Here is a 13,187-nt window from a genome sequence, read left to right as displayed (position 1 = left end):
CGCCGGGGCACCGTCAGAAGCGGTACGCCGTGCCGTATTCCGGCACCAGCACCCGGCTCCGCGGGGACGCCGCGCGCAGCTCCGTGACCAGCGCGCCGAGCCGACTGCGGTCGGCCGGTGCGACCGTCGGCGGGTTGACCAGCGGCGTCTCGAAGTTGTCCCAGTGCACCGGCACCAGGACCTTCGGATAATCGAGGGCGGCCATCAGCCGGGGCACGTAGTCGGCGGTGGCAGTGGTCGACTGGAGCGCGACCATCGCCACGTCCGGGGCCAGGCCGGCGAGGTCCCGCTCGGCGAAGTCGCTGGCACCCATGAAGAACACCGTCGGGCCGTCGGCGATCCGCACCTGGTAGGCGAGGGTGTCGCCCTCGGGCAGGTCGGCGATGGTCGCCGGCCGCTCCGGCCGGCTCACCCGCACCCCGGGGAAGGCCATCGAGTACGACGCGTTGCGGCTGTGCAGCGAGCCGACCACCTCGATCGTGTGGTCGCCGAACTGGAGCACCTCGCCGCCCCTGACCGGGCTGAGCTGCCCGGCCGGCACCCCGCACGCCAGGCCCAGGTGGTACGCGGTGAGCGTGCCGAAGACCCGGGCACCGGTGCGCTGGGCGATCCGGGGCACATCGTTGAAGTGGTCCCAGTGGGTGTGGGTGACCAGGATCGTGCTGGCCCGGTCGACGTACCGGTCGAGCACGTCCTCGGCGACGGTGAGCGGCGTCTTGTCGTTGAAGTTCCCGGTGAACAGCCCGGTGTCGTACCGGCTGAGGTACGGGTCGACCAGCACCGTCCGGTCGCCGATGTCGATTCGCCAACCGGAGGTGCCCCACCAGCGGAAGCTGACGGCTGCGGTGCGGCGGCGGGCGGGGGCCGGGGTGGGCACGGCGGCTCGGGCGGAGGCGGCCGGGGTGGTGGCGGCGAGGCCGCCGACGGTGACCAGGGCCGCTCCGGCGGCAGCGTCGCGCAGCAGGCGGCGGCGGTCGAGGTGGTTCTCGGGCATGGTGGGCTCTCCCCGTCGGGTGGTGCGGTAAGGAACCCGTCGACCTCACCACCGCACCCCGGGCCGCGTCCAAGATCGACGGCAGGCAGGGTCGATAGGCGATCGGGTATCGGCCCAGCTCAACACCCCTGCCCGGCGGCGGTGGTCCGGGGAAAATCAGCCGTCGCGCAGGGCCTCGACGGCGATCCGCGCGGCCTCGCCCATGGCCAGGTCCACATCGATGCGGCGGGTCGCCAGCCGCTCGGTGCGGGCGAACACCGCCATCGCGTACCGGCGGCCGTCGGGGTACTCGGCGACCCCGGCCTCCAGGTGCAGGCCGGGCAGGGTGCCGGTCTTGGCGCGGACCCGCACGCCGGGCGGAAAGCCGGAGGCGAGCCGGGTCCAGAAGAGCTGCCGGTCCATCAGCTCCCGGACCGCCGCGCAGGCCGGCACCGGGCCGGCCTCGTCGCGCCAGATCAGGCCGAGCAGCCGGGTCATCTCCCGGGCGGTGCTCGACGTGGTGTGCGCGGGGTCGAGCACCCGCATGGCCCGGACCCGCTCGTCGGAGAGGGTGGGGAAGATCCGGGCGAACTCCGCCTCGGTGCGGGCGCCCACGTCGGCGAGCATCGTCTCCACCAGCTCGCGGGGCCCACCGACGATCCGGGTACGCGGCAGCCCCAGCTCGGCGGCGAGCATCGGCAGCACGTCCCGGCCGACCCGGCGCAGCAGCAGGTCGGCGGCCGTGTTGTCACTGACGGACATGGCGAAGTACGCCAGGTCGCGCAGGGACACCTCGGCGTCGTCGGCGCAGCCGGCCACTCCCCAGCCGCCGAGTCGGTCCGCCGCCCGGACCAGCACCCGCTCGGTCGGGTCGAGCTGCCCGACGCTGGCCTGCCGGGCGAACTCCAGCACCAGCAGGATCTTGAAGACCGACGCGATGACCACCTGCTCGTCGGCGCGCATCGCCACCTCGCGGGCCGGGCCGCCCACCCGTTCCGGGTCCGCGTCGTCGGAAACTCGCACCGGGTCCGCGTCGTCGGGGACCCGTTCCGGGTCGTCGTCGACGTCGACCACGTGCAGGCTGGCGACCACCCCGGCCCGACCGAAGACCTCCGCGATGCGCTCCCTGACCGTCACCCCGGCACCGTACCGGCGGGCGAGGCCCGGACGCCGGTACGGTGCCGGAAGGCCCTCGCCCCGGGGGCGTTCGCCGCGTCGTTTCCCACCCCGTCGCCGGTCGGGTCGCTGGCGTAGGGTCGGCGGCCGTGGACCTGCTCCGGCACCTGCGGCACTTCGTGGTGGTCGCCCACGAGCTGCATTTCGGCCGGGCGGCCGAGACGCTGGGCATGGCGCAGCCGCCGCTGAGCCAGTCGATCCAGCGGTTGGAGCGGGAGCTTGCCGTCGAGCTGTTCGACCGGTCCCGCCGGCAGGTGCGGCTGACCACCGCCGGCCAACTCCTGCTCAGCGAGGCCGAGGAGCTGCTCGCCGCCGAGCAGCGGGCGCGCAACCTGATGCGCCAGGTTCGGGCCGGGACGCTCGGGGTGCTGCGGGCCGGGGTGCCGCCGGAGACCTCGGCGGTGACGCTGCACGAGTTGCTGGACCGGCTCGCCGCGCAGGCCCCCGGGTTGGACGTCGACCTGCACGAGCTGACCAGCGCCGAGCAGGTCCAGCAGCTCGCGCAGCGGCGGCTGGACGTGGGGCTGCTGCACCACCCGGTCAGCGCCGACGGGCTGCGGTTCGGGCCGTCGGTGGCCGTACCGCTGGGGGTGCTGCTGCCCCGTGCGTCGCCGCTGGCGCGGCCCCGGGAGGTCGAGCTGGCGGCGCTGGCCGGCCTGGACCTGATCGCCGCGCCCCGGGCGACGGCGCCCCAGTGGCACGACCATGTCCTGGACGTGTGCCAACGACACGGTTTCACGCCCCGGCGGGTGCGGCCGGCCCGCAACCCGGAGTTCCTCTTCGGGTTGGTGCTGGCCGGCGGGGCGGTGGCCGTCGAGCCGGCGACGACGGCCCGCCGGGAGCCGCGCATCGCCTGGCGGCCGGTCGCGGGGGCGCCGCTGGTGAAGCGCACCTCGGCGGCCTGGCCGCTGCGCGCCGGCCACCCCGCCGCCCCGGTCTTCGGTGAGCTGGCCGCCGGGGCGCTGGCCGACGCGGAGCCGACGCCGCCGACCGACCCGCTAACCCCTGTCCCGCGCCCCTGGCCGGTGCTGTTCGAACCCCGACCGGCGGATTCACCCCCGTAAAGTTTCCCGGTGCTCTCCCGGTGTCCGCCCACCGCCGCTAACATCGCTGACCATGAATACAAAGAGCATCACCCGCTCGCGACCAGGGCGGTGGATCACGGTGTTCGCACTGGCCGTGACGCTGGTGATACCCGTCGTGGCGAGCACCTCCGCGTCGGCGGCGGCCACGCTGACCGTCGCACAGGCGCTGGCCGCCCAGGACGGCCGCGCGGCCACCGTCACCGGGTACGTCATCGGCCAGCCGACCGCCACGTCCACCGTGATCACGTCCGGGTACACGGCCGACACTGCGATCGCCATCGCCGACACCGCCGCCGAGGCCGGCACGGGCCGGATGCTCTACCTCCAGGTGTCCGCCGCGTACCGGAGTAGCTTCGGGCTGCTGACCAACCCGGGGCTACGGGGGAAGCGGGTCACCGCCACCGGCGCGCTGACCGCGTACTTCAGCCACGGCGGGCTGAAGAACCCGACCGCGATGAGCCTCGACGGCGCTACCCCGACCCCGACGCCGACGGCGTCGCCCACCGCGTCGCCCAGCCCGACGCCGAGCCCGACGCCCAGCCCGACCGGCGGCAGCGGCGGCCCGTACGACACGACGTACTACGCCACCGCGGTCGGCAAGACCGGCACCGCGCTGCGCAGCTCCCTGCACACGATCATCCAGACGCAGACGAAGCTCAGCTACGACCAGGTGTGGGAGGCGTTGAAGGACACCGACCAGGACCCGGCGAACGCCAACAACGTCCTGCTGCTCTACACCGGCCGCTCGCAGAGCAAGTCCACCAACGGCGGCGGCGTCAACGACTGGAACCGGGAGCACGTCTGGGCCAAGTCGCACGGCGACTTCGGCACCGCCACCGGCCCCGGCACCGACGTGCACCACCTGCGCCCCGAAGACGTCTCGGTCAACTCCTCGCGCGGCAACAAGGACTTCGACAACGGCGGCAGCGCCGTCTCCGAGGCCGCCGGCTGCTACACCGACGCCGACTCGTTCGAGCCACGCAACGCGGTCAAGGGCGACGTGGCCCGCATGATCATGTACATGGCGATCCGGTACGAGGGCGGCGACGGCTGGCCGAACCTGGAGATGAACAACTCCGTGTCCAACGGCAGCGCGCCGTACCTGGGCAAGCTGTCGGTGCTGCTCTCCTGGAACCAGCTCGACCCGCCGGACACCTTCGAGAAGCGCCGCAACCAGGTCATCTACGACCGCTGGCAGGGCAACCGCAACCCGTTCATCGACCACCCGGAGTGGGCCACCGCGATCTGGGGCTGACCCGCGCCACCGGCACTGCCCACACCACCGGCGCCGCCCGGTTGTCGCACATCACCCGACCCGGACCGTGAGGAACCGGCTGGGAGGGGTACGACAACCGGGTGGCACGGTCGGACCGGCCGGCGGGCAGGAAAGCGCTCCCACCGCACCGGTCGGCCCCTGGACGAATGGAAGAGGCTGCCGAATGGCGAACACGATTCCCGACATCACGCTCAACGACGGCAACACCATCCCGCAGCTCGGTTTCGGGGTGTTCCAGATCGAGCCGGAGGACACCGCCGAGGCGGTCGGCCGGGCCCTGGAGGTCGGCTACCGGCACATCGACACCGCCGAGATGTACGGCAACGAGGCCGAGGTGGGTCAGGCTATCCGGGTCTCCGGCCTGGACCGGGACAAGGTCTTCGTCACCAGCAAGCTGAACAACGCCTTCCACCGCCCGGACGACGCCCGCCGGGCGTTCGACTCCACGCTGGCGGCGCTGAAGATGGACCGCATCGACCTGTTCCTGATCCACTGGCCGCTGCCCACCCGCTACGACGGCGACTTCGTCTCCACCTGGAAGGTGCTGGAGGAGTTCCGGGGCGACGGGCGGGCCCGCTCGATCGGCGTGTCGAACTTCCAGGTGCCGCACCTGGAGCGGCTGGTCGCCGAGGCGGAGGTGGTGCCGGCGGTCAACCAGATCGAGGTGCACCCGTACCTGGGCAACGAGGAGGTACGCGCGTACGGCAACGCGCACGGCATCCGCACCGAGGCGTGGTCGCCGATCGCGCAGGGCAAGGTGCTCGACGACCCGACCCTGCTCGGCATCGCCGAGCAGGTCGGCCGGACGGTGGCCCAGGTGGTGCTGCGCTGGCACGTGCAGCGCGGGGACATCATCTTCCCCAAGTCGACCACCCCGCGCCGGGTCGAGGAGAACTTCCGGATCTTCGACTTCGAGCTGGACGACGCGACGATGGACCGGATCAGCAGCCTGGACAGGGGCGAGGCGGGCCGGCAGGGGCCGAACCCGGACACCTTCGACCTCATTCCCGACTGAGCGGACGCGGGGGCCGGGGGGAGAGGGAGCCGGTCGTTCCCTCCGCCCCGGCGGGTTCGCACCGACGGGGGCGGTCAGTCGGTGAGGGCGATGCGCCAGTTGTTGCAACGTATCCACCGGCCCGGCGGGTAGAGCCGTCCCCGGGGGTAGCCGAAGTTCGGCGAGTCGTAGAAGCAGTACCAACCCGACGGGCAGTCAGCCGTTCCGGCCGTCTCGATCGGGGCCCGCAGGGTGACGACGAACTCACCGCCGCGGTAGCTGATCTCGTTGTCGCTGAGGATCGTCCCGCCGGGGTGCGCCGCCAGGTAAGTCCTCGCCGACGTGAAGCGATCGGCAGCCGCGGCGGCCGTCGCCGGACCGGGAGCCGAGAACGCCATCAGCAGGCCGGCGGCGACGGCCACGGTTCGAAACGAAATTGCACTGACCATTCGACACCTCGCGATGCAGGCGCAGGGCGGACGGGCGGCACCGACCGGTGGTGACCAGGGACCGGCGGGTCGAACAAACATGCCATACGACGATGCTCCGTCAGCATAAGGAACACCTACGCCGACCGCTAGATTCAGAAGTGTCTATTTAATTACAGCCGTCATTCGAATACCAGGCATGATCCGGCAAATCACGCAGCGATTACCCTGGGGCTATTTCATGCAATATGCAGTAGTCAGTCGACGAAGCGGGGCAGATCAGCGGGCGTCGGTGACCACGTGGGAGCAGGCGACGCAGGCGGCGGCGCCCTGCTCGGCGTACCACCGGCAGGAGCGCCGGATCGCGCAGCGCGGCAGCTCGGCCTCGGTCGACCCGGTCACCTCGCGGTACGACTCGGCGACGCGGGCGCCGAGGCCGCAGTGGTCACCGGTCCAGAAGCCGCAGGACGAGGTGACGCAGGGGCCGGCGAGCCGGTACCGGGACTCCACCGGCTCCGGCGACCCGGCGACCGTGGCGAGCGCGACCTCGGCTGGGAGCTGCGGCGTGACGTAGGCGACCCGGCCCGCCGGAGTGATCATGCCGAGGAAGACGGTGGCGTTGGCCGCCGGCGTACTCGGGCACATCCGCTCCGGCGGGTCCGGCCGGTGATGGGGCTGGGTCACTTCTGGATCCAGAACCCGATGTCGTTGATCTTCTGACCGAGCTCGTCGGCGAGCGGGCCGTTGAGCACCCACAGGCCGTACCACTCGGGCCGGAGCCGGATGTTGCCGTGCCCGACGGTGAGCGGGTTGCTCAGCTTGGCGTTGGCCACGCTCAGGGCGTTGAGGCCGGCTTTCTGGATCTCCCGGGAGATGAGGCTCTGCTGGTCGGCGGTCAGATCGACCCCGTCGACCACGAACCGGAACTCGCTGCGTGCCATCTGCTGTCTCTTCTCTACTGGTAGGACTCGGTGCCGCTACTGGTAGGACTCGGTGCCCAGACCGAGCCGCAGGCTCGCCCTGGTGAAGGCCGCCCACCCGGAGCGGGAGGCCACGTCGGCGCGGTGGCCGGCCCGGGCCAGGGCCCGGTTGGCGTGGCCCCGCCAGTCGGTGACGCCCGCCGCCGCGAAGCCCCACAGCTCGCGGCACGCCGCCGTGGCGAAGGCGACCTGCTCGGCTGAGCCGGTGAACGCGGCGGGCCCGTCGGTCACCCGCAGCCCGCCGCCGGGCAGCCGCCGGACGGACGGGAAGTGGTGGTGCAGGCTCGCCTCGGTGGCCAGGTGGGCGGCGTCGCGCCGGGCGGCGGCGAAGCCGTCGGCGAGGTGCTCGCCCCGCCGGATGCGCAGGGTGTGCAGGGTGAAGGCGTCGCCGGCGGCGGTCGGCGTGCCGGCCACCTCCACCGGGGCGCTCCACGACCGGGGCGAGTTGGCCGACCAGAAGACCAGCCAGGCGGCGAGCCGTTCGTGGAGGTCGGCCTGGAATCCGGCCGTGGCAGGGCCGACGCCGGTCACCAGGAGGCGGGCGGCGGCGATCCGGTCGTGGCCGACGGGCGCACCGGCGATCCCGGTGGACGCGGTGGACGGGGCGGCCGTGGCTGCGGTCGCGCCGGCGGCGGTGAGCGCCGAGGCGGCGACCGCGCCGACGAGCAACCGGCGACGGGAGAGGGAAGAATGAGGATGGGCGTTCATGGCCCGCCTTTCGCTGACGGCCTTTGCCCTTGGACACTATCGACCTGGGTAGATCAGCAGAGTGGTCGCTCTATCGGGACGTCGACAGGAAAACTGGGAATGGCAGGCGGCAGAATTCGCTGATTCGTGCATGCCCACCAGGCCGAAGATCCAACGATCCGGAGGGCGCGGGCCCGATCAGCTACTCCACCACCTCGGCCGTCACCCGCCCGGCGCACGCGTACGGGAAGGCGAAGGTCAGCTCCCTGAATCAGGACGATCGGGTCCGGCGTCAACTCTTCTTCCCCATTCCGCCCGCCCCGCTCCCGCTGCCCTCGCCGACTCCCACTCCCACCCGCTATCCGCTGCCCGGGACACCGGTCCCCGGCTAGGTCGAGCTGACCTTCACCGACGGAGCGCTCACCTCCGGCGCGTCGACCGGGCCGATCCAGCTCCGGCTCCACCGGTCCGACTGGAGCACCCTCGACGAGCGCGACGACCCGAGCTGGCAGGCCGCGACCGCGGCGTGGACCGACAACAGTCGGATCACCCTCGACGTGGGGGCGTCCGCGAGTTCGGCGACCCGCCGTACCCCCCCCGGGGGGCTGAACACCCCACCCGTACCAGCGATCTTGCACTTTGGGCCCTCGGAACGCGTTATTCGCCGCTTTCGTCCGGGCCACAACTGCAAGATCGCGGGTGGGGCGGGGTGGGGCGGGGTGGGGCGGGGCGGGGTGGGGCGGGGTGGGGTGGGGCGGGGTGGGGGTCAGGGCTTGCGGGCGACCGCGCCGTAGATCGACGCCTCGGTCAGCGGCGAGCGCTCGGACTCGGGCACCTCGGCACGCCACTCGGTCACCGGGACGATGCCCGGCTCGACCAGGTCCAGGCCGGCGAAGAACCGGGCGAACTCCGCCCGGGACCGGGCGACGGCGTCCTGCTTCATCCGACCCGCCACCACCTCGGCCGTCCATAGATCGACGATCTCGGCGGACATGAGATCGGTGGTGACGTGGCTGACCACCAGGTAGCTGCCCGACGGCAACGCGTCGACCAGCCGGGCGACCACGTCGTACGGCCGGTCGGCGTCGGTCAGGAAGTGCGCGACCGCGACCAGGATCAGCGCCACCGGCCGGGACAGGTCCAGCGTGCGGTGCAGCTCGCCCGCGGCGAGGATCCTCGCCGGGTCGCGCAGGTCGGCGTCGAGGTATGCCGTCGCGCCGGCCTGGGAGCTGGTCAGCAGCGCCCGCGCGTGGACCAGCACCATCGGGTCGTTGTCGACGTAGAGGACCCGCGCGTCGGGGGCCACGGCCTGGACGACCTCGTGGGTGTTGTCGGCGCTCGGGATGCCGGTGCCGATGTCGAGGAACTGCCGGATGCCGACGTCGGCGGCCAGGTACCGCACCGCCCGCTGGAGGAAGGCCCGGTTCTCCCGGGCGAGGGTGCGGATCGCCGGGTACACGGCGGCGATCTGGTCCCCGGAGCGACGATCCACGGCGAAGTTGTCCTTGCCGCCCAGCCAGTAGTTGTAGCGCCGGGCGGGGTGGGGAACGCTGGTGTCGAGTCGGTCGGAGACCCGAGCGTTGTGGTTGTCCTGAGGGGTTGCGGCACCCACGAAAAATCCTCATCGGTCGTACGGCAGGGACGGGGGCCCCGACCTCCGGCGGTTACCCCTTCGGCCGGCACCCTCGCACAGCGTAGGCGTCGGATCGGCCGCACGCTGACCCGCCGCTCACCATGGGTGAACTCTCAGTGTCCCCTCAGGCCGCCTCGGGGGGTGTCAGCAGGCGCTTCGTCGGGCAGGTGGATGCGGTTGGCGGGAACCCCGGCGGCGAGCAGCCGCAGTCGCGTGCCAGCCACCATCGCGGGCGGCCCGCAGGCGTACACCTCCTGTCCGGGCCGGTGGTGCCGGAGTGCGACGGTGAGTGCGTCGCCCCACTCGTCGGGCTCGGCGTGCACATCGTGGGAGAACGCCGGCACGAGGGTCAGCCAGTCGTGGGCAGTCTGGAGCTTGTCGAGACTGACCGGGTCGTACAGGTCGGCGAAGGCGCGGACACCGACGACCAGGGTCACCCGCCGGCCGGCCGGTGCGGTGGCGACCTGCTCGACCAGGGAGCGCAGCGGGGCGAGGCCGGTGCCCCCGGCGACGAGGAGCAGGTCGTCGGCCGAGTCGGGGGCGAGGGTCAGGCCGACGCCGCGGGGTGGGCCGAGCCAGAGCTGCCCGCCGGGGCGTACCTCGTCGACGAGGCTGCGGGAGACGGCCCCGGCGGCGCGGACGTGCAGCTCGACCGTTCCGTCGGGGCGGGGCGCGTTGGCCGGCGAGTACCAGCGCCACCGGCCGGGCAGGCCGGGCACGCTGACCGCGACGGCCTGGCCGGGGCGGAACGGCAGGCGCTGCCAGGGACGTACGGTGAGAATGGCGACGCCCTCGGCGGGCCGGTCGTGGTCGAGCACCTCGACCGGCCACCAGGCCGGGCCGTCGCCGACCCGCGCGGCGGCGTGCCGGACGGCATCCAGGGCGCGGCCGGCGGCACGCTCCCAGCCGACGGCGAGCGTCGACGTCCATTCTGGACGGGAGTGCCGGGCCACCGTGGCGACCAGCGCGTCACCTACCAGGCCCTGGTGGCGCGGGCCGAGGGAGCAGTCGCGCCAGGCCCGGCCAAGGACGGTCAGCAGCGCGGCCCGCCCGGCGCAGTCGTCATCGCCGACGGCGAGTTGGCCGAGGGCGGCGAGGAAGAGCGGAGCGTCCCGCTCGGGCAGCAGGGCGGGCATCCGGTCGGCGAGGGTGCACCAGAAGTGGTCGGCGGCCCGGCCGAGGTCGGCGACGGTGACCGCCCAGGAGGCGGCGAGGTCCACTCCCCTCACCGGCCGGCGTCCCCGGCCGCACGTCCTTTTCCGGCGGACGCGCCGGGATGCGCCTCCCCGGCGAACGCGGCGCGGGCGGCGGTGATCGCGGCCTGCGGCACGTCGAGCGCCCAGAGCACCCCGGCGAGGTAGTCGACCAGCCGCCGGTGCTGCCCCTCCCCCAACCCGAGCCCCGGCCAGGCATCCGCCGCCACGCGTCCGTCGAGCGCCGCGCCGAGGGTCGCCGCCAACTGGTCGGCGAACCGGCCCAGATCGACCCCGACCAGGTACGGCTCCAGCTCCGCGTCCGCCGCCACCAGCCGCAGCCACTGCCACACGGCCTCCCGCACGACCTCGCCCGAATACGCCACGCCCACGCTCCCTGCTTATGTAAGGAGGGGCACCTTGTTAACGCATTCGGTAGAGGAAGGGCCCCTTATTAACGGGTGGAATGGCGCCGGGGCGGGCGGGGGTGGGACGCGTCGGGGGAGGACGCATCCCCGGAGCCAGCACCCGCCCCGGGCCATGTGTCCACCATTATCGGGAGCGGGCTCGACCAGAACGACTACGCACTGCACCTAGGAGGTAACCCCGCTGCACATGCCCCCGATACGCTGCCCAAAGGCGGCTCGACGAGACCGAAGGTGGCGCGATGACGACGGTGCAGCGGTGGACCGGCCGGGAGACGAGGGCCCTGCGGCATGCCCTGCGGATGAGCATCAAGGATTTCGCCGCGCACCTTGGCGTGGCCGAGCGCACCGTCTCGAAGTGGGAGGCCGGGCAGGAAACCGTCTGCCCGCGCCCGGAGATGCAGGCCGCCCTCGACACAGCTCTCGGCAAGGCGAACGAGGAGGTCCGCAGCCGCTTCGCCTCAACCGCCAACGTCGGAGACTCGCTCCGCCCGCCCGCAGACGCAGGAAGGCCTGACTTCGTTGCACTGGCTCAGCAGCAGACGATACGAGTGCGAACGGCGGCCGGACTCAACCACGAGAACTTCGCCCGACTGCTGGCTTCGCTGCTGACGTGGTCACCCACGGCTGCCGACGTCCGGAGCTGGGAGACAGTAGCCGTCCCTCCGGGCGACGTGATGCTGGCACTGCGATCACAGGAGGATCGGCCGGAGGATTCCGCCAACCAGCTCGCGGGTCTCACGGCGGTCTACCCGAACAGGTCCGAACTCTCGGCACGTCTGCCCGCGAGCAGGTTGTTCGACAACGCCCGCGACATCCGGGCAACGGGCCTGTCGCTCAACGTGCTGTGCCAGGACTACGCGGACCACGGATGGCACGCCCTCGTGGAGAAGGGCGCCCACATCCGTTGTCTCTTTCTCGATCCCGATGGTGCCGCCATTCCGGCACGCGAAGCGGAAGAGGGCTTTCCGTCCGGGCAACTGTCGGCCCTGACCAAGCTCAACATTGAGACGATGCTCCGCGTCCGCGACCGCCTCCCCGCCGAGCTGCGCAGCAGCTTGGAACTCGCCACCTACGACAGCACACTTCGGTTCAACATCGTGCTCGTGGACGGTCTCTGCGTGACCCAGCCCTACCTGACCGAGAGTCGAGGGGTGGACGCCCCCGCGTTCGTAATGCGCCGGCAAGAGCGAGGGGCGGGGCTCTACCCGGTGTTCGAACAGGTCTTCAAATCGCAGTGGAAGCGGGGGCGGCTGCTATGAGCGACTACGCCGGACTGCTCCCGGTGGCCATCGAGGCGGTCAGGCGAGGAGCGGAGGCCATGCGGGGACGCTCACCGGGATCACTGAGCGCCAAGAGCGACCGGGACCTTGTCTCCGAGCTGGACTTCACAATCGAGCGGGAGCTGCGCGCCTTCCTTCGCCACGCAACACCTGCCATCGGCTTCCTCGGTGAGGAGGAGGGCAGCACAGGTTCAGCGGAGTTGCAGTGGGTTCTCGATCCCATCGACGGCACCGCCAACTTCGTACGCGGCATCCCCCTGTGCGCCGTCTCGCTCGGACTGGTCCACCACAACGACGCCGTACTCGGCGTCATCGAGCTGCCTTTCCTCGACAGCCGTTACGCCGCCGCCAGAGGCGATGGGGCGAGCCTCAACGGCCAGCCGATCAAGGCCAGCACCGTCGACGACCTGAGTGAGGCGATCGTCGCCATCGGCGACTATGCAGTGGGACCGGATGCGGCCCCGAAGAACCAGCTGCGTCTCGCACTGACGGCTCAGCTCGCCGAGAGGGCACAGCGGGTACGGATGACCGGGTCAGCCGCCCTGGACCTGGCGTGGCTCGCCAAAGGCCGGATCGATGCGGCGTTGACCCTATCGAACCATGCCTGGGACATGGCCGCAGGAGTGGCGATAGCACGGGAGGCGGGAGCCTCGGTGGTCGACCGCGACGGCACGAGCCACGACGCGCTCTCGGAGATGACGATCGCCGCAGCGCCCGCGTTGTCCGACACGCTGCTGACCCTACTCGCGAAGGCAGATTCCCAGCAGACATCGACAGGTGAGATCCCGTCGGGCAGCTACTGAACGTCGAATACCGGCGGCCGGGTCCCGTCGACCTCACGAGCGAAGAACGAGTCGAACGGTCGGCCTTGTCCAGCAGCGCCAGCACCTGCGTCCGGCAGCCTTCGACCACCGCCGGGTCGACGAACTTGTCCGCCCCGACCGGCGTGCCGGGCAGCTCTATATGGGCCGGCGGAGGGTAGGCCGATTCGGCGGAGGGCACCCTACGGAAGCCCCTCCGCCCCGTCCGCGCTGGTCCGCGCTGGTCCCCGCCG

The 13,187-nt window shown here is 72.0% G+C and carries 15 protein-coding genes; 5 read left to right on the top strand and 10 right to left on the bottom strand.

The features are described from left to right. Positions 1-13: 13 nt before the first annotated feature. Positions 14-994 (bottom strand): MBL fold metallo-hydrolase, encoded by a 981-nt coding sequence (locus tag SNR22_RS03680; RefSeq protein ID WP_320065015.1) that lies wholly within the window; start codon positions 992-994, stop codon positions 14-16. A gap of 156 nt (positions 995-1,150) precedes the next feature. Further along, complete coding sequence (locus SNR22_RS03675; protein WP_320065014.1) at positions 1,151-2,110, bottom strand: serine hydrolase; 960 nt, start codon at positions 2,108-2,110, stop codon at positions 1,151-1,153. 128 nt (positions 2,111-2,238) lie between these two features. Here SNR22_RS03675 and SNR22_RS03670 point away from each other — a divergent pair, with 128 nt between their 5' ends. The 3 genes from SNR22_RS03670 to SNR22_RS03660 all read left to right on the top strand — a co-directional run bounded on the left by SNR22_RS03670 (position 2,239) and on the right by SNR22_RS03660 (position 5,525). Next, positions 2,239-3,213, top strand: coding sequence for a LysR family transcriptional regulator (locus SNR22_RS03670; RefSeq protein WP_320065013.1), 975 nt, complete (start codon positions 2,239-2,241; stop codon positions 3,211-3,213). 52 nt (positions 3,214-3,265) lie between these two features. Next, a complete protein-coding gene (locus SNR22_RS03665; RefSeq protein WP_320065012.1) occupies positions 3,266-4,489 on the top strand; it encodes an endonuclease in 1,224 nt (407 codons plus the stop codon). A 184-nt stretch (positions 4,490-4,673) separates the two neighbouring features. Further along, complete coding sequence (locus tag SNR22_RS03660) at positions 4,674-5,525, top strand: aldo/keto reductase (protein ID WP_320065011.1); 852 nt, start codon at positions 4,674-4,676, stop codon at positions 5,523-5,525. A 74-nt stretch (positions 5,526-5,599) separates the two neighbouring features. Here SNR22_RS03660 and SNR22_RS03655 read toward each other — a convergent pair whose 3' ends face one another. The 8 genes from SNR22_RS03655 to SNR22_RS03620 form a co-directional block, all read right to left on the bottom strand. Continuing rightward, positions 5,600-5,953 (bottom strand): hypothetical protein, encoded by a 354-nt coding sequence (locus tag SNR22_RS03655; RefSeq protein ID WP_320065010.1) that lies wholly within the window; start codon positions 5,951-5,953, stop codon positions 5,600-5,602. A 258-nt stretch (positions 5,954-6,211) separates the two neighbouring features. Then, a complete protein-coding gene (locus SNR22_RS03650; protein ID WP_320065009.1) occupies positions 6,212-6,616 on the bottom strand; it encodes a hypothetical protein in 405 nt (134 codons plus the stop codon). After that, entirely contained in the window at positions 6,613-6,873 is a 261-nt protein-coding gene (locus SNR22_RS03645) for a hypothetical protein (RefSeq protein ID WP_320065008.1), read from the bottom strand. The genes SNR22_RS03650 and SNR22_RS03645 overlap by 4 nt, the downstream gene beginning before the upstream one ends. 36 nt (positions 6,874-6,909) lie before the next feature. Further along, positions 6,910-7,620 (bottom strand): hypothetical protein, encoded by a 711-nt coding sequence (locus SNR22_RS03640; protein ID WP_320065007.1) that lies wholly within the window; start codon positions 7,618-7,620, stop codon positions 6,910-6,912. A 367-nt stretch (positions 7,621-7,987) separates the two neighbouring features. Continuing rightward, positions 7,988-8,137, bottom strand: a complete 150-nt coding sequence (locus tag SNR22_RS03635; protein ID WP_320065006.1) for a hypothetical protein — start codon at positions 8,135-8,137, stop codon at positions 7,988-7,990. 228 nt (positions 8,138-8,365) lie between these two features. Then, the gene (locus SNR22_RS03630; protein ID WP_320065005.1) at positions 8,366-9,211 is read right to left on the bottom strand and encodes an SAM-dependent methyltransferase; all 846 of its coding nucleotides are present in this window, start codon (positions 9,209-9,211) and stop codon (positions 8,366-8,368) included. A 134-nt stretch (positions 9,212-9,345) separates the two neighbouring features. Continuing rightward, on the bottom strand, positions 9,346-10,461 hold the full coding sequence (locus tag SNR22_RS03625) for an FAD-binding oxidoreductase (RefSeq protein WP_320065004.1): 1,116 nt from the start codon (positions 10,459-10,461) through the stop codon (positions 9,346-9,348). Next, positions 10,458-10,811, bottom strand: a complete 354-nt coding sequence (locus SNR22_RS03620) for a hypothetical protein (RefSeq protein WP_320065003.1) — start codon at positions 10,809-10,811, stop codon at positions 10,458-10,460. Before SNR22_RS03620 ends, SNR22_RS03625 begins: the two co-directional genes overlap by 4 nt. Positions 10,812-11,092: 281 nt before the next feature. Here SNR22_RS03620 and SNR22_RS03615 point away from each other — a divergent pair, with 281 nt between their 5' ends. Together SNR22_RS03615 and SNR22_RS03610 are read left to right on the top strand one after the other, a co-directional pair. Then, positions 11,093-12,112 (top strand): DUF5919 domain-containing protein, encoded by a 1,020-nt coding sequence (locus SNR22_RS03615; protein ID WP_320065002.1) that lies wholly within the window; start codon positions 11,093-11,095, stop codon positions 12,110-12,112. After that, entirely contained in the window at positions 12,109-12,936 is an 828-nt protein-coding gene (locus SNR22_RS03610) for an inositol monophosphatase family protein (RefSeq protein ID WP_320065001.1), read from the top strand. The genes SNR22_RS03615 and SNR22_RS03610 overlap by 4 nt, the downstream gene beginning before the upstream one ends. Positions 12,937-13,187: the final 251 nt, after the last annotated feature.

Origin of the sequence: Micromonospora sp. RTGN7 (genome assembly GCF_033804645.1) — a bacterium.
Taxonomy (GTDB): domain Bacteria; phylum Actinomycetota; class Actinomycetes; order Mycobacteriales; family Micromonosporaceae; genus Micromonospora.
Note: the sequence above shows the minus strand (reverse complement) of the source record. Positions and strands in the feature narration are given on the sequence as shown.

Excerpts from the sequence above, each read along its gene's own strand:
- SNR22_RS03645 (WP_320065008.1), bottom strand. The coding sequence starts at position 6,873 with ATGGCACGCAGCGAGTTCCGGTTCGTGGTCGACGGGGTCGATCTGACC.
- SNR22_RS03665 (WP_320065012.1), top strand. The coding sequence starts at position 3,266 with ATGAATACAAAGAGCATCACCCGCTCGCGACCAGGGCGGTGGATCACG.
- SNR22_RS03610 (WP_320065001.1), top strand. The coding sequence starts at position 12,109 with ATGAGCGACTACGCCGGACTGCTCCCGGTGGCCATCGAGGCGGTCAGG.
- SNR22_RS03640 (WP_320065007.1), bottom strand. The coding sequence starts at position 7,620 with ATGAACGCCCATCCTCATTCTTCCCTCTCCCGTCGCCGGTTGCTCGTC.
- SNR22_RS03660 (WP_320065011.1), top strand. The coding sequence starts at position 4,674 with ATGGCGAACACGATTCCCGACATCACGCTCAACGACGGCAACACCATC.
- SNR22_RS03655 (WP_320065010.1), bottom strand. The coding sequence starts at position 5,953 with ATGGTCAGTGCAATTTCGTTTCGAACCGTGGCCGTCGCCGCCGGCCTG.
- SNR22_RS03680 (WP_320065015.1), bottom strand. The coding sequence starts at position 994 with ATGCCCGAGAACCACCTCGACCGCCGCCGCCTGCTGCGCGACGCTGCC.
- SNR22_RS03615 (WP_320065002.1), top strand. The coding sequence starts at position 11,093 with ATGACGACGGTGCAGCGGTGGACCGGCCGGGAGACGAGGGCCCTGCGG.